The following is a 26652-nucleotide window of genomic DNA, read 5'->3' as shown; positions in this document are numbered from 1 at the left end:
GGCGGGATGGTTAGTCATACGCCCGGCGCACCGGCGCATACACTGTCCGTGATATCATAAGGAGGTGCCGCCCATGCCGAAGCCGGAACCAACGCCCCGTCCCCTGCGCACCCTGCCGGAGCGGGCCTTCCGCGCCCGGGCACGGCTGGTGGCCGTACTGATGTGCTGTATCTGCTTTGCGGGGCTGGCCGCACGGCTTTTGTATCTGCAGCTGTTTTCCGGCGGCTGGTACACCGACCGCGCCCTCGGCCAGCAGTTGCGGGACACCGTGGTCCCCGCCGACCGGGGCCGCATCTACAGTGCCGACGGCGTGCTGCTGGCGGCCAACAGCAGCTGCTGGACCCTGCGGGCCTCGCCCCGCGAGATGCCCGCCGACAAGCTGGAGCTGGCGGCGAGGGGTCTTGCTAAGATTTTGGAGCTGGATGAAGCGAAGCTGCTGGAAAAATTCAGCGACCGCGCTTCCAACGACTGTCTTTTGCGCTACCGGGTGGAGCGGGACACCGCCGACGCGGTGCGGGACTTCTGCGAAGCGAACGGCATCACCGGCATCCGCATCAATCAGGACTCCAAACGCTGGTACCCGCAGGGGGAATTTCTGGCGTCGGTGCTGGGCTTCACCAATGTGGACAACGCCGGGGTGAGCGGGCTGGAGCTGAAGTATAATGATGTGCTCACCGGCGACAACGGCGTGGTGCTGACGGCGGTGAATGCCTGGGGCTATACGCTGGAACAGAGCTACGAGACCGAGAAAGTGCCGCTGGAAGGCAGCGGCCTGCGGCTGACCATCGACGCCAACATCCAGCACTACCTTGAGAATGCGCTGGATTATGCCGTGAAGGAGCACCATGTCTCCGCCCGGGCCGTGGGCATCGTGATGGACGTGAACACCGGCGCGGTGCTGGCCATGTCCACCACGCCCGCCTACGACCCGAACGAGCCCCGGGTCATCTACGACAGCGCCGCCCGCAGCGCGGTGGATGCCCTGACCGGCGACGCACGGGCTGCCGCTTTGCAGCTGGCCCAGCAGACCCAGTGGCGCAACAAAGCCGTCAGCGACCTGTACGAGCCGGGCAGCGTGTTCAAGCTCATCACCTGCGCCGCCGCGCTGGACACCGGGGCCGTGAGCAAGCATTCCACCTTCTACTGCGGTGAGTCCATCTCGGTGGCGGGCACCCGGTTCCACTGCGCCAACCGCAAGCGCCACGGCAGTCAGACCGTGACCCAGGCGCTGGAAAACTCCTGCAACCAGAGCTTCATCCAGATCGGCGCGCGGCTGGGCAAGGAGGCCTTCTGCGATTACTTTGCGGCCTTCGGCCTGCGGGAGCCCACCGGCATCGACCTGCCCGCCGAGCCGAAAAAGAGTCTGTACTACACCGCCGACCGCATGGGCCCGGTGGAACTGGCGTCCTGCTCCTTCGGGCAGAGCAGCAAAATTTCCTATCTGGAAATGGCCGCTGCCGTGTGCGCTGTGGTGAATGGCGGCAGGCTGATGCAGCCCTACCTCGTCAGCGACATCCTGAACCCGGACGGCACAACGTTGCAGCACATCGACCCGGTGTGCAAACGGCAGGTGATCAAAGCCGAGACCTCGGCCACTATGCGGGAGATGATGGAGGCCGTGGTGCTCTACGGCGGCGGGCGCAACGCACAGATCGCAGGCTACCGGGTAGGCGGCAAGAGCGGCACCAGCCAGAAGCTGGACAGTGCCGACGAAAAAGCCCGCATCGCCAGCTTTGTGGCAGTGGCTCCCATCGACGACCCGCAGTTTCTGTGTCTCGTCTGTCTGGATGAACCCCACAGCTGGACGACAGCCGGCGGCAGCCTTTCGGCCCCGGTGTGCGCCGAGGTGCTGGAACAGACGCTGGTGTACAAGGGCATTCCCCGCGCTGCCATGGAGGAAAGTGCCGACTCAGCCCAGACCCTTGCCGATCTGCCCGCCGACGGCGATAGTTTTGACGGGGTGTAGCCGTGAAAAAAAAAAGACCGCCGAAGCGGTCTCAAATGCCCATAATATCATGAAAAAGCGGAGCCAACTCTTGAGTCGACCCCGCTTGATTGCTTCGCCCGGTCAATTTTTATTTTACCGATGTGTCAGAACCGTCACACATCATCTTCACTCGGTCACGTTTTATTTTACCGACGAGTCAGAACCGTCACTCGTCATCTTCAGCGAAGATGGAAAAGCCGAAACTTTTCTCATATACAGTATATCACAGCGCTCATTAAAATGCAACGTCTTTTTGTTCAATTCTGGTGCGGCTGGTCGCGGAAAACGATCTCGCCGGTGGCGCTGTCCATGGACTCTACAATGGCAAGACTCTCCAGCTGGATGCCCTTGCTGCGGATCAGCTCGCCGCCCTGCTGGAAGCCCTTTTCCACCGCGATACCGATGCCTTCCACAGTGGCACCGGCTTCCTTTGCCAGGTCCAGCAGGCCCATCAGGGCGCAGCCGTTGGCCAGGAAGTCGTCGATGATGAGGATGTGGTCCTCCGGGGTGAGGAACTTTTTGGAGACGATGACGTTGTAGATCTTTTTATGGGTGAAGGACTGGATCTTGGTCTCGTAGTTGTTGTAGTCCAGGTTGATGCTCATGGATTTTTTGGCAAACACCACCGGCACGTTGAACTCGCTGGCTACGATAGCGGCAATGCCGATGCCGCTGGCCTCGATGGTGAGCACCTTGTTGATGGGCTTGCCCGCAAACAGGCGCTTCCATTCCTTTGCCATCTCGCGGAACAGCGGGACGTCCATCTGGTGGTTGATAAAACTATCGACCTTCAGCACATTGCCCTCGCGCACAATGCCGTCTTTGCGGATACGATCTTCCAGCATCTTCATAATGAACCAGTTCCTCCAACCTATTCTTTTTTCCATCTGCAATGGTGAACACTGCTGCATTTTATTTCACCTAGTATACCGGAACGCGGCCGTTTTTACAAGGGGCTTTCTTGCCAAATCCGACAAAAATTGCACCGCAGTTTCGGGCACTCAGCCAAAATGCGGCCCTCTGTTCAAAAGTGCTGAAACTTGCGGCGGGCGGCGCACAATTTTGCATTTTTCGGCTCTTGTACTTTCTGCAAAATCGAGTATACTGAAGATAATTATAGATGTTCCGGCCGGATCTGTGCCCCGGCCGACGGGAGAGGGAGAGCTGTTATGAAAACAGGACTTGTGCTGGAAGGCGGCGCCATGCGCGGCATGTTCACTGCGGGTGTTCTGGATGTGCTGATGGAGCACGGCATCGTGCTGGACGGTGCCATTGGTGTGTCGGCCGGTGCGGTGTTCGGCTGCAATTATAAGTCGCACCAGATCGGCCGCACCATCCGCTACAACACCGAATACTGCCAGGATAAGCGCTATGCCAGCTTCGGCAACCTGCTGCGTACCGGCAACCTGTACAGTGAGCAGTTCTGCTACCACACCGTGCCGGAAAAGCTGGACCCCTTCGACGCAAAGACCTTTGCAGAGAATCCTATGGATTTCTTCGTGGTCTGCACCGATGTGCGCACCGGTGACCCCATCTACCACAAGTGCCGCACCGGCGACGCCGAGGACATCCAGTGGATGCAGGCTTCGGCGTCCATGCCGCTGGCGGCCAGGATCGTGAAGATCGGCCACTACCAGCTGCTGGACGGCGGCATTGCGGACTCCATCCCGGTGCGCTTCTTTGAGTCCATCGGCTACAAGCGCAACCTCATCGTGCTGACCCAGCCCAAGGGCTTTGTGAAAAAGAAGAACAAGATGCTGCCCGCCATCCGGGCACGCTACCTGCGCTACCCCGCCTTCGTGGAGGCCGTGGCCGACCGCCACGAGCGCTACAACGAAACGCTGGAGCACATCTCCATGCTGGAGCAGACCGGCCAGGCCTATGTCATCCGCCCGCCCATCCCGCTGGAGATCGGCTCCATGGAGCGCGACCCCGCCCAGCTGCGCCGCGTCTACGAGACCGGCCGTGCGGTGGCGGAAATTCAGGTGGACAAGATCGCGGCCTTTGTGACGGAATCCAAGGCACTGAACGAAGCATGATAACAGGAAACGGCCCGGCCGGAGTTTTTGCGCTCCGCGCCGGGCCGTTTTGTCATGTTTTCGGGCATGCCTCCTGCCGGTATTCCAGCGGCGTGCAGCCGGTCGCCTTTTTAAAAGCGGCCGCAAACTTTCCGGCATTGCGGTAGCCCACCTGCGCGGCGATCTCGGCCACGCTGCCGCCGCTGCGGCGTATTCCATGCGGCCCTCGCGGCAGTAGTCCACCGCAAACAGCCGCTGCCGGGTGGAAAAGCTGGAATCAAAGGACGCCATGTGGAAATCGTTGAAGCTCAGCGCCACGCCGGGGAACAGCTCGTAGGTGGTCATAGTGCCCTCGCCGGTCTCATTGCGGAACTGCCACACGCTCGCGTCGCCGGTCCGGGTCAGCAGCACTGCGCCCTGCCGGTGGAACTCCTGTTCATAGGGCATCAGCGGCCTCCGTTTCTGCGGGCGGCTGGGCCGGTGCGGCCCCGCGGCTGCTCTTGTAGGCTTCGCCCCAGGTCCACATGGCGTCCAAAATCGGTTTCAGGCTATACCCCAGCTCGGTGAGGGTGTATTCCACCCGGGGCGGCACCTCGGCATAGACCTTGCGGGTGAGCAGGCCGCTGGCCTCCATCTCGCGCAGCTGGGCCGTGAGCACCTTCTGGGTGACGTGCCCGATGGATTTTTTCAGCTCGCCGAAGCGCTTCGTGCCCTGCAGCAGGTCCCGCAGGATCAGCACCTTCCACTTGTCGCTGATCAGCGTCAGGGTCGTCTCCACCGGGCAGGCGGGCAGTTCCTGCATCCTTTCTTGTTCCATAGTTTCCTCCAATGGTATCCTTTTGGTAACTACCGCACAATATTGTGCTTACTTTACGAAATGGCTCTACAGCGCTATTATAGTGTCAGCGAGTGAAAAACGCAACCGCTAACAACCACTTTTTCTCATCTGGAGGTAATTTTCCCATGAACAAGGTCGTAGAATTTCTGAACGCAAACCCGGTGCAGTATCTGGCCACCGTCGGCCGCGACGGCAAGGCCAAGTGCCGCCCCTTCATGTTTGCCGGTGAGCTGGACGGCAAGCTGTGGTTCTGCACCAACAACCAGAAGGAGGTCTACAAGGACCTGCAGGCCAACCCGAACATCGAGATCTCCGTCTCCAGCCCGGAGTACGCCTGGCTGCGCCTGCACGGCAAGGCTGTGTTTGAGAGCAACATGGCGGCCAAGGAGATGTGCATCGCGAACCCCATCGTGAAAAGCCAGTACGGCGAGGCCACGAACCCCATCTTCGAGGTGTTTTATCTGGAAGATGCCCACGGCGTGATCGCCGATTTCTCCGGCAACCCGCCGTATGAGTTCTAAGTTTTCCGCATGACCCGCAGGCCTCACAGGGCATTCCTGTGGGGCTTGTGCCGGTTGCTGCGGTTTCGGGAAAGGAGCCTTGCATGAACCAGAGCGAGCGGCGGCTGTTTCTCATCCAGTCGCTTTTAAAGGAAGACCCGGCCTACCGGGACATCTGCATCCCGGCCGACACCGACGGCCAGCGGCAGCTGCTGCGCGGGCTGCTGAATGTGCGTGCGCCGCAGCCCGGCAGGGAAGACTTTTTGCAGGTGCAGGACGCCTACCTGCAGCAGCGGGCTGCGGAGAAGGGCATCACCGATGCCGCAGCCCTTGCCCCCATCCAGCCGGGGCTGTACCTGTGGCAGGGCGACATCACCACCCTGCGGTGCGACGCCATCGTGAACGCCGCCAACAGCGGCATGACCGGCTGCTACTGCCCGAACCACCGCTGCATCGACAACGCCATCCACACCTTTGCCGGCGTTCAGCTGCGGCAGGCCTGCGCGGAACTGATGCGCGCTCAGGGCCGCGAGGAACCCACCGGGCAGGCGAAGATCACGCCCGCCTTCAACCTGCCCTGCCGCTTTGTGCTGCACACCGTGGGGCCCATCGTTACCGGCCGCGTGACCCGGCAGGACCGTGCCCTGCTGGCCAGCTGCTACCGCTCCTGCCTGCAGCTGGCGGCGAATCATGGGCTGGAAAGCGTGGCGTTCTGCTGCATCTCCACCGGGGAGTTCCACTTTCCCAACGAGCTGGCGGCAGAGATCGCCGTGCACACCATCAAAGAATTTCTGGTGCAGGACACCAGCGTGAGAAAGGTGATCTTCAATGTTTTCAAAGATCTGGACTACGAAATCTACCGGCGTCTTCTCGGCGCAGGCTGAGCAGCTGAGGCAGCTGCTGGCAGACGCCGACGCCGTGGTGCTCGGGGCCGGAGCCGGGCTTTCCACCTCCGCAGGCTTCGTCTACGACGGGGCGCGTTTCCGGCAGTATTTTGCAGATTTTGCCGTGCGATACGGCTTTGCCGATATGTACTCCGGCGGGTTTTATCCCTACGCCTCTCTGGAGGAGCACTGGGCCTACTGGAGCCGGTACATTTATATCAATCGCTATCAGAACGCACCGAAGCCGGTCTACAACGATTTGTTCCGCCTGGTGAAGGACAAGGACTATTTCGTGCTCACCACCAATGTGGACCACTGTTTCCAGAAAGCGGGCTTCGACAAAAAGCGGCTGTTCTACACCCAGGGCGACTACGGGCTGTTCCAGTGCGCAGAGCCCTGCTGCCCGGAGACCTTCGACAATGAAGCGCTGGTGCGCCGGATGGTGGAAGCGCAGGGGTACACCATCGCACCGGACGGCAGCCTGACCGTGCCGGAGGGCGTCACACTCAAAATGCGCATCCCGGCAGAGCTGGTCCCCCGCTGCCCGCACTGCGGCCGGCCGCTGACCATGAATCTTCGGGCGGACAACACCTTTGTGGAGGACGAAGGCTGGCACCGCGCCGCCGGGCGGTACAGCGATTTTCTGCGCCGCCACGAGGGGCAGAAAATTTTATTTTTGGAGCTGGGTGTGGGCTACAACACCCCCGGCATCATCAAGTATCCCTTCTGGCGCATGACCGCCCAGAACCCGCAGGCGTTCTATGTCTGCATCAATCCGGGTCCGGCCCAGCTTCCGCCGGAGATCGCACCGCGCGCGCTGTGCATCCGCAAGGATATCGGGGCGGTTGTCAAAGAGGTATAAGGTACAGTCCGCACACCCGCGTGCCCCATTAGAGACGGACACAAAACAAAAAGCTCAACGCAATCGTCCCCCATTGAAATGGTCAGTTGTGGGGCAACCGTGGATTCGCGAGCCGCGCTGCTAAAAAGGAGCACGGGTTGCGGCTCCCTGCGTCTGCTTCGTGCCTTGGGCGGCACTCGCATCCTGCAGGCCGCTGCCCCAACAGCTCCTCCCTGTTTCGGCCGCTGGCCGCGCTCGTCGCCGTTGCACTGGGCTGTTTTTGCGCCGTCTTCAGCGACGTCGCCGCAGCTGTTCGAATCCACCCGCGTCTATGGCCGCAACGGAGTTACATAAGAAAAACGCCTGTGTATTTCTACACAAGCGTTTTCTTGGTGGGCGCGGGTGGATTCGAACCACCGAAGCTGAAAGCAGCAGATTTACAGTCTGTCCCCATTGGCCACTCGGGAACACGCCCATATTCACTTTTTGCTGTCCTGCGGACTGCCTGTATATATTACCACCGGTTCAGTAGTTTGTCAATATTTTTCGTCCAGATTTTCAGATTTTTGCGCTGCCCGGCAGGCAGCACCCCGGCTCCGGTTTTGTTGGCTCGTTTGTTCGCTTATCGTTCGTTTGTTTGGCTGCCCGCGGCCTTCCCCTGCATGGACCGGCGCTGGCGCGTTCCTTCTTTCGGGCCATCCGCAGGCCCGTCATTTCCCGCTTTACAGCAAAAAACGCTCAGGAATCAGCGTTCCTGAGCGGTTTTTCTTGGAGCTGGTGACAGGAGTTGAACCTGCAACCCACTGATTACAAATCAGTTGCGCTGCCATTGCGCCACACCAGCATGACCCGAACGGTTTTTTGATAGGATACCAAAAAAGCGGCGGGTTGTCAATATCTGCTCACCGGAAACTTTCACTGTCCCGGCGCAGCAAAGCGTCTGCGGCCCGGATAAAGCCCGGTTGCCGGTGCGCACCGTCAGCGGGCAAGGGCCTGCTGAAGCTTTGCAAAGTCTTCCAGCGTGAGGGCCTCCGGGCGGATGCGGGCGTCGAAGCCCGCGGCCTCAATGGCGGCGGTCACGGCGTCCTTGGGCAGGCCCAGGCCGCTGGCGATGGCGTTGGCGGCGGTCTTGCGGCGCTGGCCGAAAGCCGCACGGATGAGCGCAAAGTAGCCCGCCTCGTCCTCCACCTGCACGGCGGGGGTGGGGCGGATATCCATGCGCACCACGGCGCTGGTCACCTTCGGGGCCGGGTAGAAGCTACCCGGCGCGGCGGTGAACATGAGCTTTGAGGTGGCGTAGTAGTTCACCGCGCAGCTGATGGCGCTGGAAGCGCGGGTGCCGGGCACAGCGGCCAGGCGGTCGGCGGCTTCCTTCTGCACCATGACGGTCAGGCTCTCGATGGGCAGGCGGTCACCCAGCAGCTTCATCACGATGGGGCTGGTGATGTAGTAGGGCAGGTTGGCGCACACGGCCACCGGCATGCCGGGGAACTCCTCGGCAATGAGGGCTTTCAGGTCCACCTTCAATACATCTTGTAATACCAGCTTGAAATTATCCACGCCAGCCATGGTCTCGGCCAGAAGCGGCGGCAGGCGCTCGTCCACCTCGATGGACACCACCTTGGCCGCGCGCTTGGCCAGCTCCCTGGTCAGCACGCCGATGCCGGGGCCGATCTCGATGACGCCGTAGCGCTTATCCACGCCGCTGGCATCCACGATCTTGGTGGGGATGCCCGGGTTGATGATGAAGTTCTGTCCAAAGCCCTTGGACAGGGCAAAGTCGTATTTTTCGCACAGGGTGCGGATCACCGAAATGTCGGTCAGTTCGGGCATTGGGGGGCCATCCTTTCTCAGAAAAAGGCTGTTGCAGAGTTTGCAGCAGCCTTTTTAGGTGTTACGATTTGAATGCCCTCCGCATTCGCTCTGGGCATCTTCAGCGGAAATATTATTTTTATTTTGCGTTTTGCCGCACCCTGCGGGGCTCTCCAAAACGTCTTTTCATGAGAGGGGCGCACGGACGGCGATCGGCAGCGTACCGCTTTACGCGATCCTTACTCTGCGCTGGATGCGGCCTCACCGGAAGCTTCCGCTGCGGCAGAAGAAGCCGTTTCTTCGCTGGAAGCGCTCACCGCACCGGCGGCCTCACTGTCCGCCGCCTCAGAGGATGCGGCGCTCTCAATGACGCCGCCCAGGGTGGAGGTGCCGCTCAGCTGCTGTGCCGCGCTGACAGCACGCTGCACCTGCGGGTCAGTCTCCGGGGTGTAATCGTAGTAGTTCGCGGCTTCCTCGGTGGTGTAGGCCTTTTCCACATCCACGCTCAGGCCGGTTCCGTCAAAGCTGGTGCCGTCGCCGCAGATGAGCTTTGCCACCGTGATGCTCACGGCGCTGCCGTCCGAAAGGCGCTGCGGGCTGTTCTGGATGGTGCCCTTGCCCATGGTGGTGGTGCCCACCAGGCGCGCGCCGTTCATGCTGCGCAGGCTGGCGGCGAACAGCTCTGCCGCGCTGGCAGTGTTGCCGTTGACCAGGCAGACCATGGGCAGGTCGATCTTGCTCTCGTCGTCGCTACTGCCGAGAACGGTGCGTTCGCCGTTCTTATCCTCGGCATAGGCCACGGTACCCTCCGGTGCGATCAGGTCGATACAGCTGATGGCGTCGTCCAGCACGCCGCCGCCGTTGTCGCGCAGGTCAAACACCAGGCTCTGGACGCCGCTGCTGGTCAGAGAACGCAGGGCATAGTCCAGCTCACTGGGGGTGCTGCCGTCGAACTGGCGAATTTTGATGTAGCCCACGTTGTCCAGCACCTGGTAGTCCACCGTGGTGCTGCTGTAGCCGGAGTGGGTCAGCTCGGCCGTCTTACTGGCCGCCTCGCTGTTCAGCCAGGTGACGGTGACGGTGGTGCCGGCCTCGCCCTGCAGGCGGGTCTGCACGGCATCCACGCCGGAAAGGCTCTTGACGTCGGTGTCGCCGATGGCCGTGATGTAATCGCCCACCGCGATGCCGGCCTCCTGTGCGGGAGAGCCGTCGTAGACCTTGGTCACGCGGGCGTAGCCGGTCTGGTCCATGCCCAGCTCCACGCCAATGCCCATGACCTTGCCGCTCTGGATATTGATCAGTTCGGTGTAGGCATTGGCGGTGTAGTAGCGGGCATACTTGTCGCCGGTGCCCAGCAGGTAGCCTGCGGTCAGGCGGTCGTACAGCATCGTCTCGTCGATGGTGTAATAATCGTTGCTGCGGACATAGCGGTCCACCTCAGCGATCTTGTTGTACATGCTCTCCTTTTCCTTGACGCTGTTCACCGTGCTGTCGAACAGGCGCATGGCCACCAGCATCGTGATGGAAAAGGTCACGGTCATGGCAAGGATCACGATGGTGACCGCCATGCCCACAGAGATCTTACGATTCATGCTCGGCCCCTCCCTGTCAGTACAGCAGCATCATGACGACGCTGCCCAGCAGCGAGAGCGCGAACACGCCCGCCAGAACAAGGCAGCCGATGCGCAGCCAGCGCTTTTGTTTTTGTTCTTTCATAGAAAACCAAACTCCTTACAACACTCAGTTATGCGGGAACGGGATATAACCACGCGGATTGACAGCGTTGGCCTTGCTGCCGCCCTTCCAGACCTCCAGATGCAGATGGTTGCCGGTGGAGTTGCCGGTGGAGCCCACATAGCCAATGAGCTCACCCTGCTTGACGTACTTGCCGGCACTGGTAGCCACCGACTTCATGTGGCCGTAAAGGGTGCTGTAGGTATTGCCGTCCGACATTTTGCCGTGGTAGATGATGACATAGTTGCCGTAGCCGCCGCTGGACCAGCCCGCCACCTGCACATAGCCGCTGGCGGCTGCGTAGATGGGCGTGCCGCCTGCGGCCGCCAGGTCGATGCCGGCGTGCAGCTTGTTCACGCCGGACACCGGGTTCTTGCGCCAGCCGTACTCGCTGGAGATGCGGGTATAGCTCTTGAGCGGGCAGGCAAAGCCAGTAAAGCTCAGCTGCGGCTGGCTGGAAGCAGCGGACGCGATCAGCTGCTGGATCTGCTTTTTGACCGCCTCATAGTTCAGCTCATCGGACTCGATGGCTGCCTGAGCCGCTGCCTGGGCCTTCTTTGCGTCGGCCGCCGACATCTGCGCGGCAGAAATGCTGCCGTTCAGCTCGCTCTGCTTGGACTTCATCTGGCTGTTCTGGGCGTCCAGATCTGCCTTCTGGCTCTGCAGCTCGGCGCGCTGGTCTTCCAGCTCTGCCTTGTCGCTTTCCAGCTGGACCTTGTCCGCTTCCAAGTCGGCCTTGGCGGCCTTCATGTTGTCCATGATCTCGGTATCCTTCACCGAGATATCCTGCATGACCTCATTGAAGGTCAGCAGCTCATACAGGTCGTTCACCGCGCTGAGCATGGCGATGCTGCCGCCGTCCCGCAGCTCCTGCATGGCGGCCATGTGCTTTTTGAAATCGCTCCACTGGCCGTCGATCTCGGTCTGCTTGTCGGCGATCTGGCCTTCTTTTTCGGTGATTTCGGTTTCCTTGCCGCTGATCTTCTGCTCGGTCTCGCCGATGCTGTTCTGCACGGCGGCGATCTGGCCGCTGAGAACGGCGATCTGATCCTGGATGATACCCACCCGCTCGGTCAGCTCACTTTCCAGTGCCTTGGCGGCAGACTCCTGCTTTTTGGCGTCGGAAAGTTCTTTTTTGTGCTGGTCGATGGACTGGGAAAGCTTGTCCAGCTTGTTCTGCAGGCTGGACATGCTGGTGGCTGCCGAGGCGGGGTACACCGTGACGCTGAGCAGCAGGCAGGCTGCTGCCACGCACAGGCTGACGCCCCGCACAAGGCGGGTACCGGCAGGCTCCGGCTTTGCGTGCCGGGCTCTGCGGCCGGTCAGCTGGAACCGGAACGGCTTTGCATGACGTGCTTTTTTCATGTTCGGCTCCCTTTCCTTACACGTTCAGGTGCTTGCGGATGGAGAACATACTGCCCAGACCACCCACGATGGCACCGCCTGCCAGGCTGTAGGTGAGGATTGTGGGCCAGACGGCACTCACCGGCACCAGCGCCTGGCCCATGATCATCTGCCACACGCCGCCCAGGCCGTCAGAGGCCTGCACCATATAAGAGTAGGCACCCACGGTGACGGCTGCGGTCAGCGCGCCGGAGATCAGGCCCATGGCCAGGCCTTCCACCACGAAGGGCAGGGTGACCAGCCCGTTGGTGGCACCCACATACTTCATGATCTCGATCTCGCGCCGCCGGGCAAACACGCTCAGGCGGATGGTGCTGCCCACCGTGATGACGCTGACGATCATCAGCACCAGCACGATGCCGCGGCCCACCCGGGTGACGGACTGCTGGATCTGCACGAAGACGTTGGTCATCTCCACCGGGGCGGTGACGCTGTACACACCCGGGATGGCCTGTAGCTTTTTGCTCATGGCTTCCATCTGGCTCAGGTCGCGGATGGAGACGCGGTAGTTTGCCTTAAAGGGGTTGTCGGTCTCAAACTCATCCCACAGGGAGGAGTAGTCCTGCATGTAGCCGCGGTAGGTGTCCAGCACATCCTGCTTGGAGACGTACTGCACGTTGGTGACGCCGTCCATGGCGGCAATGGTATCACCCACCTGCTGGGCCGTTGCGTCGTCGCAGTCCGGGTCCAGGTAGACCACGGTCTCGTTCTGGTTGCCCAGATAGTTCACCATGCTGTCCACATTCACCTCTGCAAGGCTTGCGAAGGTGTTCAGGGTCATGCAGACGCTGAGGGAAGCGATGCAGGCAACGGTCATGGCCCAATGCTTGCCCAGGTTGCGGATGCCGCGCCGGGTGAGGAACCAGAAAGTCGAAGGTCTCATCATACGGTGGCCGCCTCCTTTTCTTCCGATTCCAGCGTCAGCTCCATGGGCTCGTCATAGAGCGCCCGGTCTTTGTGGTCGGGCCGGGCACGGATGGCTTCCTTGTCGGCGGGCACATCCGAGATGATGCGGCCCTTTTTCAGGGTGACGACCCGCTGGTGGAACTTGCGCACCAGGTCGTGCTCGTGGGTGACCACCAGCACCGTGATGCCCATCTCGCTCACCCGCTCCAGCAGCTCCATCATCTCCAGGCTCAGCTCGGGGTCGATGTTGCCGGTGGGCTCGTCGGCGATGACCAGCTTCGGGCTGTGGGCCAGGGCGCGGGCCACGGCCACGCGCTGCTGTTCGCCGCCGGAAAGGGTGTCCGGGTAGGCGCTGGCCTTGTCTTCCAGATGCACCAGCTCCAGCATGTAGTCCACACGGTCGGCGATCTCCTTGCGCTTCACGTTGGTGACGTGCATGGCAAAGGCGACGTTCTCATACACCGTCATGGACGGGATGAGGCGGAAATCCTGGAAGATGATGCCCATCTGACGGCGCAGATAGGGCACCTGATGGCGGCGCAGGTGGGCAACATCCTTGCCCAGCACGGTCACCTTGCCCTCGGTGGGGGTCTCCTCCCGCAGGATGAGCTTCAGCAGGGTGGATTTGCCCGCGCCGGAATGGCCCAGCAGAAACACGAACTCGCCTTCGTCCACGTGGAAGTTGATGTCTTCCAGCGCCAGCGGCCCGCCCTTTTTATATTCCTTTGAGACGTGTTCAAAGTCTATCATTTGATCTTGCTACTCCTGACGTAATATTTGGTCAAGCTTCCAACGCCAAAAAAGAACCGGCCAGCATCGGTTGCGAGCGGCCGGTTCCGTGCCGCAGCAGATGCGGCAGAAAATCAATATTTGGCCGGGTTGTTGGACAGGTACTTTTTGACCATCAGCGCTACCTTGAAGACGATAGCGTCGTCGAACTCGCGCAGGTCCAGGCCGGTCAGCTTTTTGATCTTTTCCAGACGATACACCAGCGTGTTGCGGTGCACAAACAGGCCGCGGCTGGTCTCGGAGACGTTCAGGTTGTTCTCGAAGAAGCGCTGGATGGTGAACAGGGTCTCCTGATCCAGGCTCTCGATGCTGCCCTGCTTGAACACCTCGCGCAGGAACATCTCGCACACGGTGGTGGGCAGCTGATAGATCAGACGGGCAATGCCCAGGTTGTCGTAGCGGATGATCTGCTTCTCGGTGTCGAACACCTTGCTCACTTCCATGGCGATCTGGGCCTCCTTAAAGGAAGTGGCCAGGTCCTTCACGTTGGAGATGGGGGTGCCGATGCCCACGACAGCCTTGATGTAGTGCTCGCCGGACAGGGTATCCACGATGCTGGCGGCCAGCTTTTCCATGTCGGTGCGGTCGATGCCCTTGCGGATCTCCTTCACCAGCACGGTGTCGGTCTCGCTGATGTTGAACACAAAGTCCTTCTGCTTGTCGGGGAACAGGCTGCTGACCACATCATAGGCCGAGATGTCGCCGCCGGAAGTCACGCGCACGATGAACACCACGCGGGACACGTCGGTGGCAAAGTGCAGCTCGCGGGCCTTGGCGTAGATATCGCCGGGCAGGATGTTATCCAGCACCACGTTCTTGATGAAGTTGGATTTATCAAACTTTTCATCGTGGTACTGCTTGATGCTCTGCAGGCTGATGGACAGCACTGCGGCGAACTGACCAGCCGTCTCGTCTGCGCCTTCCACGAACACTGCATAATCGTTATGCTTGGCACTGGAGAACTGCTGGTAGGTGTAGCCATCGCGCACAAAGCGGTCGCCTGCGGTCAGACGCTCCGCCATGAAGCCTTCGCGCACCTCGCCGATCAGGTTCAGCTCCGAGCAGGAAATAACAGCGCCGGTCTCATCCACCACGCCGACCACCCGGTTGATCGCGTCTTTCATCTGGTAGATCACGCTTTGAAATACTCTATTGGCCATAATGGATACCCCTTTTCCTCGTTTGTGCAAACCGCAGCGGCAGCCGGTTGTGATTTTCAACAATTTAGCTGCATTACATTTTATATTTTACACAAAAGAATTTACTTTTGCAACATATTTCAACAAAAAAGATAGTTTTTTCTTGTGAATATTATCTTTCGGGGTACTTTCAAGCCAAAAAAGTGCCTTTTTGCGTGGTTCTCGTTGTCTATTCTACCGGCAAAATGTGTTGCTTTTTTGAAAAACGGGTGAAAAGGCCGCCCCTTCAGCTGGTAATTTTTGACACTTCTTCGGCAGAAAGCTCCCGCCACTGCCCCGGGGCCAGCCCTTCGTCCAGTGCAAGGCCGCCGATGGCGTCCCGGTGCAGCGCGTTCACCCCCGCGCCGTACACGCCGAACATCCGTTTGATCTGGTGATAGACGCCTTGCTTGAGCACCACCCGCACGGTGAGGCCGTCGGCGGTCAGCGCCGTCACCTCGGCGGGCGAAAGGGCCGTGCCGTCGGCCAGGGTGACGCCCGCCGCAAAGCCTGCTTTCATCTCGTCGGTCAGCGGCGTGTCGAGGGTGACGGTGTAGGTCTTGGCAACATGGCGCTTCGGGGCCAGAATGTCGTGGGCAAAGGTGCCGTCGTCGGTCAGCAGCACAAAGCCGGTGCTGGTCTTGTCCAGCCGCCCGGCCGGGAACAGCTGCCGCCGGGGGTAGGCATCCCCCACCAGGTCCACCACCGTGGTGTCGCGCTTATCGGTGGAAGCGCTCACCACGCCCTCGGGCTTGTTGAGCATGAGGTACACGAACTGCTGGTAGCACAGCACTTTGCCGTCCACGGCCACGGTGTCCGACTCTTTCAGCTGGGTGTCGCCCTTTTTGCACACAGCACCGTTCACCTGCACGCGGCCTTTGGAAAGCATCGCCTTTGCCTCGCTGCGGGTGCACTGGGCCGTCTCCGCTAAGTATTTATCCAATCGCATGATGCGGTTCTCCTTTTTGTATGGGTTTGGTTTTAGTGTAACATGATGGGAGAATTTGTGCAAGGGACGCAAAAAAGGCCGCCGCAGATGCGGCGACCTTTGATATCCAGTTACCTGGTCAGTGGGCCGGTTATTTCTCCGAGGACCGTCCGCTGGGGTGGGACCCTGTTGCCGCAGGCAATAGGGCGGGCGATGGAATGGCCCGATTCGTGTCCGAGCGAGAAATTACCGGCGCGCTGGCCTTACACACTCAAACTTGCATGCTGCTCCACAGCATCGGGGTTGGCATCAAAGATGGGCTGGAGCACATTGGCGATGAACTCCTCCACCTGCTGGGGTGCGCGGCCCACGAAGTTCTCCGGCACAAGGCCCGCCACGATCTCCTCTTTGGTCAGGCCAAAGGCCGGGTCGGCAGCGATGCGGTCTACCATGTCGTTGGGCAGGCCTTCTTCCTTGACCTGCTTACCTGCAGCAATGGCGTGCTGGCGCAGGCGCTCGTGCAGCTCCTGACGGTTGCCGCCCTTTTCCACGGCCTGCATCATAATGTTCTCGCTGGCCATGAAGGGCAGTTCTGCCATCAGGCGGCTGCGCACCACCTTCGGGTACACCACGATGCCGTCAGTGACGTTCAGCATGATATTCAGGATGGCGTCCGTGGCAAGGAAACCCTCGGCCATGGCCACACGCTTGTTGGCGCTGTCGTCCAGCGTGCGCTCGAACCACTGGGTGCCGGTGGTGAAGCTGGGGTTCAGCACATCCACCATCAGGTAGCGGCTCAGGGCGCAGATGCGCTCGCAGCGCATGGGGTTGCGCTTATAGGGCATGGCAGAGGAGCCGATCTGGTTCTTCTCAAAGGGCTCCTCCATCTCCTTGAAGTTGGCCAGCAGACGCAGGTCGGTTGCGAACTTCATGCAGCTCTGGCCGATGCCGGCGAGGGCGTTCAGGATAAAAGCATCCACCTTGCGGCTGTAGGTCTGGCCGGACACCGGGATGACGGCATCCGGGGCAAAGCCCATCTCCTTGGCGATGGATGCATCCACGGCGCGAATTTTCTCGGCATCGCCCTTGAACAGCTCCATGAAGGAAGCCTGGGTGCCGGTGGTGCCCTTGACACCGCGCAGCTGCAGGGTGGCAAGGCGGTGGTCGATCTCGGCGAGGTCCATCACCAGCTCATTGGCCCACAGGGTAGCACGCTTGCCCACGGTGGTGGGCTGGGCAGGCTGGCAGTGGGTGTAGGCCATGCAGGGCATGTCCTTATACTCCTCGGCGAAGCGGGCCAGCTTTGCCAGCACGCCGATGAGCTTCTTGCGCACCAGCTCCAGGCCCTGGCGCATCACGATGATGTCGGTGTTGTCGCCCACGTAGCAGCTGGTGGCACCCAGATGGATGATGCCCGCTGCCTTGGGGCACTGCTGGCCGTAGGCGTAGACGTGGCTCATCACGTCGTGGCGCACCAGCTTTTCGCGCTCAATGGCGACCTCATAGTTGATGTCGTCCACGTGGCTTTCCAGCTCTGCCACCATCTCGGGGGTGATATTGGTCAGGCCCTGATTCATCTCGGCCCGGGCCAGCGCTACCCACAGGCGGCGCCAGGTGCGGAACTTGTTGTCGTCGGAGAAGATATACTGCATCTCGTCCGAGGCATAGCGGGTGGAAAACGGGCTGATATAACGATCATGCTGAGACATTGGTTGTTTCCTCCTGAACGTGTTATAGCGGCAACTTCTCCGCGTCCTCTTGGCTCCCCCCTTGGGGGAGCTGGCGCGAAGCGACTGAGAGGGCGAGCCCGTGCATCTTTGGCAGCGTCCTCGCCCTCTCCGCCTCACATTCGTTCGGCACCTCTCCCAAAGGGAGAGGCAAGTCGAACGTCCTGTTGGCGTTACGCTATCTTTATTTTACCATCAAATCTTGAAATAGTCCACGCCGCCCTCAAAGATCGGCTGATACTTGTCGCCGGTGACGTTCTTGTACAGGTACTCACCGCTGCGCTCCGAGTGGCCCATCTTGCCAAAGACGCGGCCGTCCGGGCTGGTGATGCCCTCGATGGCCAGCACAGAGCCGTTGGGGTTATAGCTCTGGTCCATAGTGGGCTCGCCTGCCAGGTCCACATACTGGGTGGCGACCTGGCCGTTCTTCACGAGGGTGTCCAGCACTTCCTGCGGGGCCACGAAGCGGCCCTCGCCGTGGCTGATGGCCACGGTGAACTGGTCGCCCACAGCGCACTTGGACAGCCACGGGCTGCCGGTGGAAGCGATGCGGGTGCGCACCAGCATGCTCTGGTGGCGGCCGATGGTGTTGAAGGTCAGGGTGGGGTCATAGGCCGTGATGGGGCGGATATCGCCGTAGGGCACCAGACCCAGCTTGATGAGTGCCTGGAAGCCGTTGCAGATGCCCAGCATCAGGCCGTCGCGCTGCTGCAGCAGGCGGCGCACTGCCTCGGTGACTTCCGGGTTGCGGAAGAAGGAGGCAATGAACTTTGCACTGCCGTCCGGCTCGTCGCCGCCGGAGAAACCGCCGGGCAGCATGACGATCTGGCTTGCATCAATGGCCTTGACGAGGGCCTTGCAGCTCTCGGTAACATCGGCAGGGGTCAGGTTGCGGATGACCAGAATCTCAGGGTCGGCACCGGCGCGGGCAAAGGCCTTGGCGGTGTCGTACTCGCAGTTGGTGCCCGGGAACACCGGGATAATGACCTTGGGCTTTGCCACGCCGATCTTGGGTGCGGCGGGCGCGGTCAGCTTGCCGTTGATCTTTTCCACGGTGGAGCCAGCCTTGCGGTAGGGGTACACCGGCTCCAGCTTGCGCTCCCAAATTTCCTGCAGCTCGGCCATATCCAGCGTTTCGCCGCAGGACTCAAAGACGTACTCCTTGGTGGTCTCGCCCAGAATTTCACCGGCAGGGGCATCGGAGACCATCTCCAGCACGATGGAGCCGTACATGGGCTTGAACATATCGTGGGTGGCAAGGTCGGCACGCATCTTGAAGCCGATGTGGTTGCCAAGGCCCATCTTGAACAGGGCCTCGGCAATGCCGCCGTAGCCCACGGAGGAAGCGGAAGCCACCATGCCGGCTTCGATCATGTCCTCCACGATCTTATAGTTTGCTTTCAGGGAGAAGAAGTTCGGGCAGCCGGTCTCGGGGTCAATGATGGGACGCACCAGCACGACGGTGCTCTCCGGCTTCTTGAACTCGGTGGAGACCACCTTGTTGGCCTTGCCGATGGCGGTTGCAAAAGACACCAGCGTCGGGGGCACATCCAGCTTTTCAAAAGAGCCGGACATGCTGTCCTTGCCGCCGATGGAGGCGATGCCAAGGCCCATCTGGGCATCCAGTGCGCCCAGCAGAGCGGCCAGCGGCTTGCCCCAGCGCTCCGGGGCGGTGCCCAGACGCTCGAAGTATTCCTGGAAGGTCAGGTAGGCGTCCTCATAGCGGAAGCCGGAAGCCACCAGCTTGGTGACGCTCTCGATGACGGCCATCTGTGCACCGCGATACTGGTCGGCGCTCATCAGGTAGGGGTTAAAGCCCCAGGCCATGCCGGAGCAGGTATTCGTTTCGCCGTCCACGGGCAGCTTTGCCACCATGGCGTTCTGCGGGGTCAGCTGGTATGCACCGCCGAAGGGCATGAGCACGGTGGCGGCACCGATGGTGGAGTCGAACCGCTCGGAAAGGCCCTTCTTGCTGCAGATGTTCAGGTCGCCCACCATGTTCTTCATCTTCTGGCTGAAGGTCAGGCCTTCCCACTGGGGCTGCCAGACCGTGGCCTTTTCCACATGCACCTTCTGGTGCTTCTCGGCACCGTTGGAGTTGAGGAACTCGCGGCTGATGTTCACGATGGACATGCCGTTCCACACCATGTTCAGGCGCTTCTCGGCAGTCACCTTTGCCACGGGGGTAGCCTCAAGGTTTTCTTCGTTGGCCAGGGCAATGAACTTGTCCACATCCTCGGGGGCAAGGGCCACGGCCATGCGCTCCTGGCTCTCGCTGATGGCCAGCTCCGTGCCGTCCAGACCTTCGTACTTCTTGGTGACCTTGTTCAGGTCGATGTACAGGCCGTCGGCCAGCTCACCGATGGCCACGGACACGCCGCCTGCGCCGAAGTCGTTGCAGCGCTTGATCATGCGGCAGGCGTCCTCGCGGCGGAACAGGCGCTGCAGCTTGCGCTCGATGGGCGCATTGCCCTTCTGCACCTCAGCGCCGCAGTGCTCCAGACTGTCCAGCTTGTGGGCCTTGGAGGAACCGGTCGCACCGCCAACGCCGTCACGGCCGGTGCGGCCGCCCAGCAGCACGATGACATCACCCGGGGCCGGGCACTCGCGGCGCACATGGGAAGCAGGGGTAGCGCCCACGACAGCGCCGATCTCCATGCGCTTTGCCACATAGCCGGGATGATAAATTTCGTCCACCTGACCGGTGGCAAGGCCGATCTGGTTGCCGTAGGAGGAATAACCGGCGGCAGCGGTGGTCACCAGCTTGCGCTGGGGCAGCTTGCCGGGCAAGGTCTCGCTGACGGGCTTGAGCGGGTCGCCTGCACCGGTGACGCGCATGGCCTGATACACGTAGCTGCGGCCGGACAGCGGGTCGCGGATGGCACCGCCGATGCAGGTGGCCGCGCCGCCGAACGGCTCAATCTCGGTGGGATGGTTGTGGGTCTCGTTCTTGAACAGGAACAGCCAGTCCTCATCCTTGCCGTTCACGTCGCACTTGATCTTGACGGTGCAGGCGTTGATCTCGTCGGACTCGTCGAGGTTCTTCAGAATGCCCTGCTTTTTCAGCTCCTTGGCACCGATGGTGGCAAGGTCCATCATGCAGCGGGGCTTGTTCTCGCGGCCCAGGTCGGCACGCATGGCCATGTAGCGGTCAAAGGCAGCCTGCACCACGGCATCGTCGATCTGCACATCGTCCAGAATGGTGCCGAAGGTGGTGTGGCGGCAGTGATCGGACCAGTAGGTGTCGATCATCTTGATCTCGGTGATGGTGGGGTCGCGCTTTTCCGAGCGGAAATAGGTCTGGCAGAACTCAATGTCGCCCAGGTCCATGGCAAGGCCGTTGTCGGCGATGAACTTTTTCAGTTCCTCCTCGCTCAGCTGGTTGAAGCCCTCCAGCACCTTGACCGGGGCGGGCACGGGGTACTCCATTTTCAGGGTAGCCTTCTCGTCCAGAGAAGCCTCGCGGGCCTCCACCGGGTTGATGACGTACTTCTTGATCTCGGCCACCTGTTCATCGGTCAGGGTGCCTTCCAGCAGGTAGACGCGGGCGGAGCGCACCAGCGGGCGTTCACCCTGGCTGATGAGCTGGATGCACTCGGCGGCAGAGTCGGCACGCTGGTCGAACTGGCCGGGCAGGTACTCCACGGCAAAAGCCGCGCCCTCGTGCTCGGGCAGCTGGGCATAGGTGTTATCCACCGGCGGTTCGCTGAACACGGTGTTTGCACACTGGTTGAACAGTTCTTCGTCGATGCCCTCCATGTCGTAGCGGTTCAGCAGACGCAGGCCGGACAGTTCTTTGATGCCCAGCAGGCTGGTGAGCTCATTTTTCAGGCCGGCGGCTTCCACATCGAAGCCGGGCTTTTTTTCCACATAAATACGATAGACCATGGGTAAGTATCCCCCTTATGATAAGTTGATGTGTTTTTCGCCGCCGTTGGCGGCGAAAAACACTTTTTATTTACCCTCTGCCAGTGCCTTCAGCGCCCGCAGGCCGATGTCACTGCGCTTGTGCAGCTTTTCAAAGCTGATCTTCTCCGCCGCTTCGTAAGCGTGGCTCAGGGCGTTGGTCAGGCGCGGGCCGGTGGCGGTCACGCCCAGCACACGGCCGCCTGCGGTGACAAGCGTGCCGTCGGCGGTGATGGCCGTGCCGGAGTGGTAGACCGTCACATTTTCCTCGCCGGGCAGCTGGCCGTCCACAAGGCCGGTAATGGGCTTGCCTTTCTCGTAAGCCACCGGGTAGCCGCCGGAAGCCAGAATGACGCAGGCCGCGGCACCGTCCGAGAACTTGACGTCCTCGCTTTCCAGCGTGCCGTTCGTGCAGGCTTCCATGATGTGCAAAAGGTCGCCTTCCAGCAGGGGCAGTACCACCTGCGTTTCAGGGTCGCCGAAGCGGCAGTTGTACTCAATGACCTTCGGACCGTCCGGGGTGAGCATCAGACCGAAGTACAAACAGCCCTTGAAGGGGCAGCCCTCGGCATTCATGGCCTTGATGGTGGGCAGGAAGATCTTCTCCATGCACTCAGCGGCCACTTCCGGCGTGTAGTAGGGGTTCGGGGCAATGGTGCCCATGCCGCCGGTGTTCAGGCCGGTGTCGTGGTCGTTGGCACGCTTATGATCCATACTGGATACCATGGGCTTGACCACCTTGCCGTCGGTGAAGCTCAGCACGCTGACCTCCGGGCCGGTGAGGAATTCTTCCACCACAACATGGTTGCCGGAAGCGCCGAACTTTTTGTCCAGCATGATCTCCTTCACGCCGTCGGCGGCCTGCTGCTCGTTCTCGCAGATCAGCACACCTTTGCCCAGGGCCAGGCCGTCCGCCTTGATGACCACCGGGTATTTGCCCTCCGCCTTGATGTACGCCATGACCTTGGCGGGGTCGTCAAAGGTCTCGTACCTGGCGGTGGGGATGCCGTATTTCTTCATCAGGTCTTTGGAGAACACCTTGGAAGCCTCGATGCGGGCTGCGGCCTTGTCCGGGCCAAAGGCCGGGATACCGACAGCTGCCAGTGCGTCCACCATGCCGAGGGCCAGCGGGTCGTCCTGCGCCACCACCACATAGTCAAAGGCTTCCTCTTTCGCAAAGGCCACCATGGCCTCCACATCGGTGGATTTGATGTTCTTGCATTTGGCGTCGTAGCTGATGCCGCCGTTGCCGGGTGCGCACCAGACTTCGCCGCAGTCGGGGCTCTTTTTCAGGGCCTTGATGATGGCATGTTCGCGGCCGCCGCCGCCAACCACCAGAATTTTTTTGCTCATTTTTACACCTTCTCTTAGTGATGGAACAGCCGCAGGCCGCAGAAGGCCATGGCGATGCCGTACTTGTTGCAGGTATCAATGACCTGCTGGTCACGGATGGAGCCGCCGGGCTGCACAATGGCGGTCACGCCGGAGCGGCGGGCACGCTCGATGTTGTCGCCAAAGGGGAAGAACGCATCCGAGCCCAGGCACACGCCGGTGACCTTGCTCAGGTATTCCTTCTTTTCCTCTGCAGTCAGCGGCGCAGGCTGCTCGGTGAAGGTCTCGGCCCACACGTCGTCGCCGATAACATCTTCCGGGGTATCTCCAATATAAACGTCAATGGCGTTGTCGCGGTTGGGCTTTGCCACGTCGTCGCGGAAGGGCAGGTTCAGCACCTTGTCCATGTGGCGCAGCTGCCAGTTGTCGGCCTTCTGACCCGCCAGACGGGTGCAGTGGATGCGGCTCTGCTGGCCTGCGCCCACGCCGATGGTCTGGCCGTGGTAAGTGTAGCACACGCTGTTGGACTGGGTGTATTTCAGGGTGATGAGGGCAATGACCAGATCACGCTTCTGCTCGTCGGTCACGTCCTTGTTCTCGGTGACCCAGTTGGTCAGCATGGTGTCGGCGTTGATCTCCAGCTCGTTGCGGCCCTGCTCAAAGGTGATGCCGTACACCTGCTTGTGCTCGATGGGTGCGGGCTTATAATTGGGATCGATGGCGACCACGTTGTAGTTGCCTTTCTTCTTGCCGGACAAAATCGCCAGTGCTTCCGGCTCGTAGCCCGGGGCAATGATGCCGTCGGACACCTCGTGCTGGATGAGCTTTGCGGTGGGCACATCGCAGATGTCAGACAGGGCGATCCAGTCGCCGAAGGAGGACATGCGGTCCGCACCGCGGGCACGGGCGTAGGCGCAGGCCAGCGGGGACAATTCAACCTCCGGGGCGATGTGGTACATTTTGCGCTCCACCTCGGTCAGGGGCAGACCCAGTGCTGCGCCCGCCGGGGAAACATGCTTGAAGGAAGCCGCTGCGGGCAGGCCGCAGGCCGTTTTGAGTTCCTTGACCAGCTGGATGGAGTTGAGCGCATCCAGAAAATTGATGTAGCCGGGCTTGCCGTTCAGCACGGTAACGGGCAGGTCCGAGCCATCTTCCATGTAAATGCGGCTGGGCTTCTGGTTGGGGTTGCAGCCGTATTTCAGTGCAAGTTCATTCATTGGTGCATCCTCCTTTGATGTTCTCTCAGTTTTCTTCGGCGTCCAGCTTGTTCAGCAGTTCCAGCTCCTCAGGCAGCAGCTCCGGCTCCTCGGGGTCGTCCAGATCGCTGCACACGGCGTCGTATTTGTTGAAGATCATGTCGCCGCTCTCGCCGGTATCCAGGTCGATGACACGGGCGAACAGGCTGACCTTGTTGTCCATGTTCAGGCTGCTCCACATATCGGTCGCAAAATCGCCGATGGTGCGGGGGCAGGCAAAGCGCAGCGGCTCGCCCTCAAAGCTGGGGATGGGGCTGCCGTTGTGCTTGTAGGTGCTGATGAAATGGCCCTCACCGGCAACCGGCTGGGGGTAATCAAAGAAATAGCGCTGCACGCTGTCGCCGTTGCCGTCAGCAGACTTGAGGATGCTCATCTGGTAGCTGCCGTCCTCGTACACCACGGCCGAAATGCGGGGGGTGTAGTTGGGGCCGTCCGGCTCAAAGGTGCGGGTACGCAGGCTGTCGGCAAAGCTCTTGCCGCGGCTCATACCGTCGTAGATGGTATCGGTCTGGTCGCCGTTGGTCACGATGTGGGTCTTGCCCAGCGTGAGCACGGGGTTGTAGATGATCAGGCTGGGGTCCTCGAGCTTTGCCGGGTCGGCTGCGATGGTGCAGATGCCGCCGCGCTCGGGCACGGGGTCAAACACACGGTTGCGGCTGTTCTCGCTGCGGCCCATGATAAAGTAGCCGATGAACATCTGCCGGCCATCCGGGGCCTTTGCCACCGCGATGCCGCGGCCCGGGTACTCGTTGGAAGCAAGATATTCGTTCAGGTTGATTTTTTCCATTTGTTGTTCTCCTTTGATTATCCATATATAAAAGAGCAACTCTTGGCTCCCCCTTTGGGGGAGCTGGCGCGTCAACGCCTGAGAGGGCGAGCCCGTTTCTCTCAGGCAGCGTCTTCGCCCTCTCCGTCACGGCTCACGCCGTGACACCTCTCCCAAAGGGAGAGGCAAGAACAACGTCTCTCTGTCTTTTATTGGATCTCTCCGCTGCACACCATAGCCACAGCCTTCGGCAGCAGCTTCCACTCGGCCTGTTCCATCACGCGCTTCTGCAGCACCTCCGGGGTGTCGCCGGGCAGGATGTCCACGGCCTTCTGCAGCAGGATGGGCCCGCCGTCGCACTCCTCATTGACAAAGTGGACGGTGGCGCCGGTCACCTTGCAGCCGCGGGCCAGTGCGGCTTCGTGGGGGCGCAGGCCGTACATGCCGGGGCCGCAGAAGGACGGGATGAGCGCCGGGTGCACGTTGAGGATGCGGCGGGGATAGGCTTCAATGACGCTGGGGCCCAGTACGGACAGAAAGCCCGCCAGCACCACCAGATCAATGTTGTGTTCTTTCAACGTTTTCAGCAGGGCAGCGTCGAAATCCTCACTGCTGGCGTAATCCTTGCGGCGCACCACACAGCTTTCCACACCCGCCTTGGCGGCACGCTCCAGCGCGTAAACGCCGGGCTTGGACGCCACTACCAGCGTAATTTTACCGTTGGGGTTCTCGCCCCGGGCTTCGCTGTCCAGCAGAGCCTGCAGATTGGTGCCGCCGCCGGAAACTAACACTGCAATGTTCAGCACAGCTCCACACCCTCACCTTCTGCGATGACGCCCAGACGGTAAGCTTCGGGTTCCCCATTTGCGTGCAGGATGTCCAGCGCCTTGTCTGCCTGCTCGGCGGGCACGGTGAGCACCATGCCAACGCCCATATTGAAGGTATTGAACATATCATGCTCGGAGATGTTGCCGGTCTTCTGCATCAGGTGGAACAGGGCCGGGGTACGGACATCTTCCTTCTTGATGCGGGCGCAGCAGCCCTTCTTCAGGCTGCGGGGGATGTTCTCGTAGAAACCGCCGCCGGTGATGTGGGAGATGCCCTTCACGTCCACTTCTTCCAGCACCTTCAGCACGGGCTTGACGTAGATTTTGGTGGGGGCCAGCAGAGCCTCGCCCAGCGTCTTGCCGCCCAGCTCTGCGGGAGCCGTGTGCAACACGTCGGGGTTCGAGTCAATATCAAAGATCTTGCGCACCAGCGAGAAGCCGTTGGAGTGCACACCGGTGGAAGGCAGAGCGATGATCACATCGCCGGGCTTCATGGTGTCGTTGTTCAAAATCTTCTCTTTGTCCACAACGCCCACGGTGAAACCGGCCAGATCGTACTCGTCCTCCGGCATCATGCCCGGGTGCTCGGCGGTCTCGCCGCCCACCAGAGAGCAATCTGCCTGCACGCAACCCTCGGCCACGCCCTTGACGATCTCGGCGATCTTCTCCGGGATATTGCGGCCGCAGGCGATGTAATCCAGGAACACCAGCGGCTTTGCACCGGCGCAGATGACATCGTTGACGCACATGGCCACACAGTCGATGCCGATGGTGTCGTGCTTATCCATGATCATGGCGATCTTCAGCTTGGTGCCCACGCCGTCGGTGCCGGAGATCAGCACCGGGTGCTTGTAGCCGGTGCAGTCCAGTTCAAACAGACCGCCAAAGCCGCCCAGACCACCAATGCAGTGCTCGTTCATGGTGCGGGCCACATACTGCTTCATCAGTTCAACGGAACGATAACCGGCGGTGATATCCACACCGGCTGCTGCATAGCTTTCAGAATAGCTCTTTTCCAT

At 60.9% G+C, this 26652-nt stretch carries 22 protein-coding genes and 2 tRNA genes; 5 read left to right on the top strand and 19 right to left on the bottom strand.

All coding sequences use genetic code 11. The features are described from left to right. The first annotated feature begins 73 nt into the window (after positions 1-73). Positions 74-1966, top strand: coding sequence for a peptidoglycan D,D-transpeptidase FtsI family protein (locus CGS49_RS09385; protein ID WP_097801582.1), 1893 nt, complete (start codon positions 74-76; stop codon positions 1964-1966). A gap of 278 nt (positions 1967-2244) precedes the next feature. Here CGS49_RS09385 and CGS49_RS09380 read toward each other — a convergent pair whose 3' ends face one another. Then, positions 2245-2838, bottom strand: coding sequence for a xanthine phosphoribosyltransferase (locus CGS49_RS09380; protein ID WP_097801581.1), 594 nt, complete (start codon positions 2836-2838; stop codon positions 2245-2247). A gap of 318 nt (positions 2839-3156) precedes the next feature. On the opposite strand from CGS49_RS09380, the gene CGS49_RS09375 reads away from it, so the two are divergent. Next, complete coding sequence (locus tag CGS49_RS09375; RefSeq protein ID WP_097801580.1) at positions 3157-4026, top strand: patatin-like phospholipase family protein; 870 nt, start codon at positions 3157-3159, stop codon at positions 4024-4026. 52 nt (positions 4027-4078) lie between these two features. Here CGS49_RS09375 and CGS49_RS09370 read toward each other — a convergent pair whose 3' ends face one another. Both CGS49_RS09370 and CGS49_RS09365 read right to left on the bottom strand, forming a co-directional pair. Continuing rightward, entirely contained in the window at positions 4079-4198 is a 120-nt protein-coding gene (locus CGS49_RS09370) for a helix-turn-helix domain-containing protein (RefSeq protein WP_242975430.1), read from the bottom strand. 243 nt (positions 4199-4441) lie between these two features. Further along, positions 4442-4822 carry a winged helix-turn-helix transcriptional regulator gene (locus CGS49_RS09365; protein ID WP_097801578.1) on the bottom strand — a complete coding sequence of 127 codons (381 nt, stop codon included), beginning with the start codon at positions 4820-4822 and terminating at the stop codon, positions 4442-4444. Positions 4823-4968: 146 nt separating this feature from the next. On the opposite strand from CGS49_RS09365, the gene CGS49_RS09360 reads away from it, so the two are divergent. From CGS49_RS09360 to CGS49_RS09350, 3 genes are all read left to right on the top strand, one after another. Beyond that, positions 4969-5364: a pyridoxamine 5'-phosphate oxidase family protein gene (locus tag CGS49_RS09360; protein WP_097801577.1), complete on the top strand. Its 396-nt coding sequence runs from the start codon at positions 4969-4971 to the stop codon at positions 5362-5364. Between the two features lie 83 nt (positions 5365-5447). Then, positions 5448-6227, top strand: a complete 780-nt coding sequence (locus CGS49_RS09355) for a protein-ADP-ribose hydrolase (RefSeq protein WP_097801576.1) — start codon at positions 5448-5450, stop codon at positions 6225-6227. Next, a complete protein-coding gene (locus tag CGS49_RS09350; RefSeq protein WP_097801575.1) occupies positions 6172-7089 on the top strand; it encodes an SIR2 family NAD-dependent protein deacylase in 918 nt (305 codons plus the stop codon). The genes CGS49_RS09355 and CGS49_RS09350 overlap by 56 nt, the downstream gene beginning before the upstream one ends. A 369-nt stretch (positions 7090-7458) precedes the next feature. Here CGS49_RS09350 and CGS49_RS09345 read toward each other — a convergent pair. From CGS49_RS09345 to purM, 16 genes are all read right to left on the bottom strand, one after another. Continuing rightward, positions 7459-7543 (bottom strand) — tRNA-Tyr (locus tag CGS49_RS09345). A 294-nt stretch (positions 7544-7837) separates the two neighbouring features. Further along, positions 7838-7912 (bottom strand) — tRNA-Thr (locus CGS49_RS09340). Between the two features lie 134 nt (positions 7913-8046). After that, entirely contained in the window at positions 8047-8901 is an 855-nt protein-coding gene (gene rsmA, locus CGS49_RS09335; protein WP_097801574.1) for a 16S rRNA (adenine(1518)-N(6)/adenine(1519)-N(6))-dimethyltransferase RsmA, read from the bottom strand. A 218-nt stretch (positions 8902-9119) separates the two neighbouring features. Then, positions 9120-10472, bottom strand: a complete 1353-nt coding sequence (locus tag CGS49_RS09330; protein WP_097801573.1) for a S41 family peptidase — start codon at positions 10470-10472, stop codon at positions 9120-9122. Between the two features lie 148 nt (positions 10473-10620). After that, positions 10621-11979: a murein hydrolase activator EnvC family protein gene (locus tag CGS49_RS09325; RefSeq protein WP_097801572.1), complete on the bottom strand. Its 1359-nt coding sequence runs from the start codon at positions 11977-11979 to the stop codon at positions 10621-10623. Positions 11980-11995: 16 nt separating this feature from the next. After that, entirely contained in the window at positions 11996-12904 is a 909-nt protein-coding gene (locus tag CGS49_RS09320; protein WP_097801571.1) for a cell division protein FtsX, read from the bottom strand. Continuing rightward, positions 12901-13674 carry a cell division ATP-binding protein FtsE gene (gene ftsE, locus CGS49_RS09315; RefSeq protein ID WP_097801570.1) on the bottom strand — a complete coding sequence of 258 codons (774 nt, stop codon included), beginning with the start codon at positions 13672-13674 and terminating at the stop codon, positions 12901-12903. Before ftsE ends, CGS49_RS09320 begins: the two co-directional genes overlap by 4 nt. A 113-nt stretch (positions 13675-13787) precedes the next feature. Next, positions 13788-14873, bottom strand: coding sequence for a PucR family transcriptional regulator (locus tag CGS49_RS09310; RefSeq protein ID WP_097801569.1), 1086 nt, complete (start codon positions 14871-14873; stop codon positions 13788-13790). A gap of 265 nt (positions 14874-15138) precedes the next feature. Beyond that, a complete protein-coding gene (locus tag CGS49_RS09305; RefSeq protein ID WP_097801568.1) occupies positions 15139-15840 on the bottom strand; it encodes a pseudouridine synthase in 702 nt (233 codons plus the stop codon). Between the two features lie 242 nt (positions 15841-16082). After that, complete coding sequence (purB, locus tag CGS49_RS09300) at positions 16083-17528, bottom strand: adenylosuccinate lyase (RefSeq protein ID WP_097801567.1); 1446 nt, start codon at positions 17526-17528, stop codon at positions 16083-16085. A gap of 213 nt (positions 17529-17741) precedes the next feature. Continuing rightward, on the bottom strand, positions 17742-21434 hold the full coding sequence (locus CGS49_RS09295; RefSeq protein ID WP_097801566.1) for a phosphoribosylformylglycinamidine synthase: 3693 nt from the start codon (positions 21432-21434) through the stop codon (positions 17742-17744). A 66-nt stretch (positions 21435-21500) separates the two neighbouring features. Then, positions 21501-22805 carry a phosphoribosylamine--glycine ligase gene (gene purD / locus CGS49_RS09290; protein ID WP_097801565.1) on the bottom strand — a complete coding sequence of 435 codons (1305 nt, stop codon included), beginning with the start codon at positions 22803-22805 and terminating at the stop codon, positions 21501-21503. 14 nt (positions 22806-22819) lie between these two features. Then, positions 22820-24001, bottom strand: a complete 1182-nt coding sequence (locus CGS49_RS09285) for a phosphoribosylaminoimidazolecarboxamide formyltransferase (RefSeq protein WP_097801564.1) — start codon at positions 23999-24001, stop codon at positions 22820-22822. Between the two features lie 25 nt (positions 24002-24026). Continuing rightward, positions 24027-24827 (bottom strand): IMP cyclohydrolase, encoded by an 801-nt coding sequence (locus CGS49_RS09280; RefSeq protein WP_097801563.1) that lies wholly within the window; start codon positions 24825-24827, stop codon positions 24027-24029. A 188-nt stretch (positions 24828-25015) separates the two neighbouring features. Next, positions 25016-25612 (bottom strand): phosphoribosylglycinamide formyltransferase, encoded by a 597-nt coding sequence (gene purN / locus CGS49_RS09275; RefSeq protein WP_097801562.1) that lies wholly within the window; start codon positions 25610-25612, stop codon positions 25016-25018. After that, positions 25606-26652, bottom strand: a complete 1047-nt coding sequence (purM, locus tag CGS49_RS09270; RefSeq protein ID WP_097801561.1) for a phosphoribosylformylglycinamidine cyclo-ligase — start codon at positions 26650-26652, stop codon at positions 25606-25608. The genes purN and purM overlap by 7 nt, the downstream gene beginning before the upstream one ends.

This window comes from Faecalibacterium langellae, assembly GCF_002549775.1.
GTDB lineage: Bacteria > Bacillota > Clostridia > Oscillospirales > Ruminococcaceae > Faecalibacterium > Faecalibacterium langellae.
Note: the sequence above shows the minus strand (reverse complement) of the source record. Positions and strands in the feature narration are given on the sequence as shown.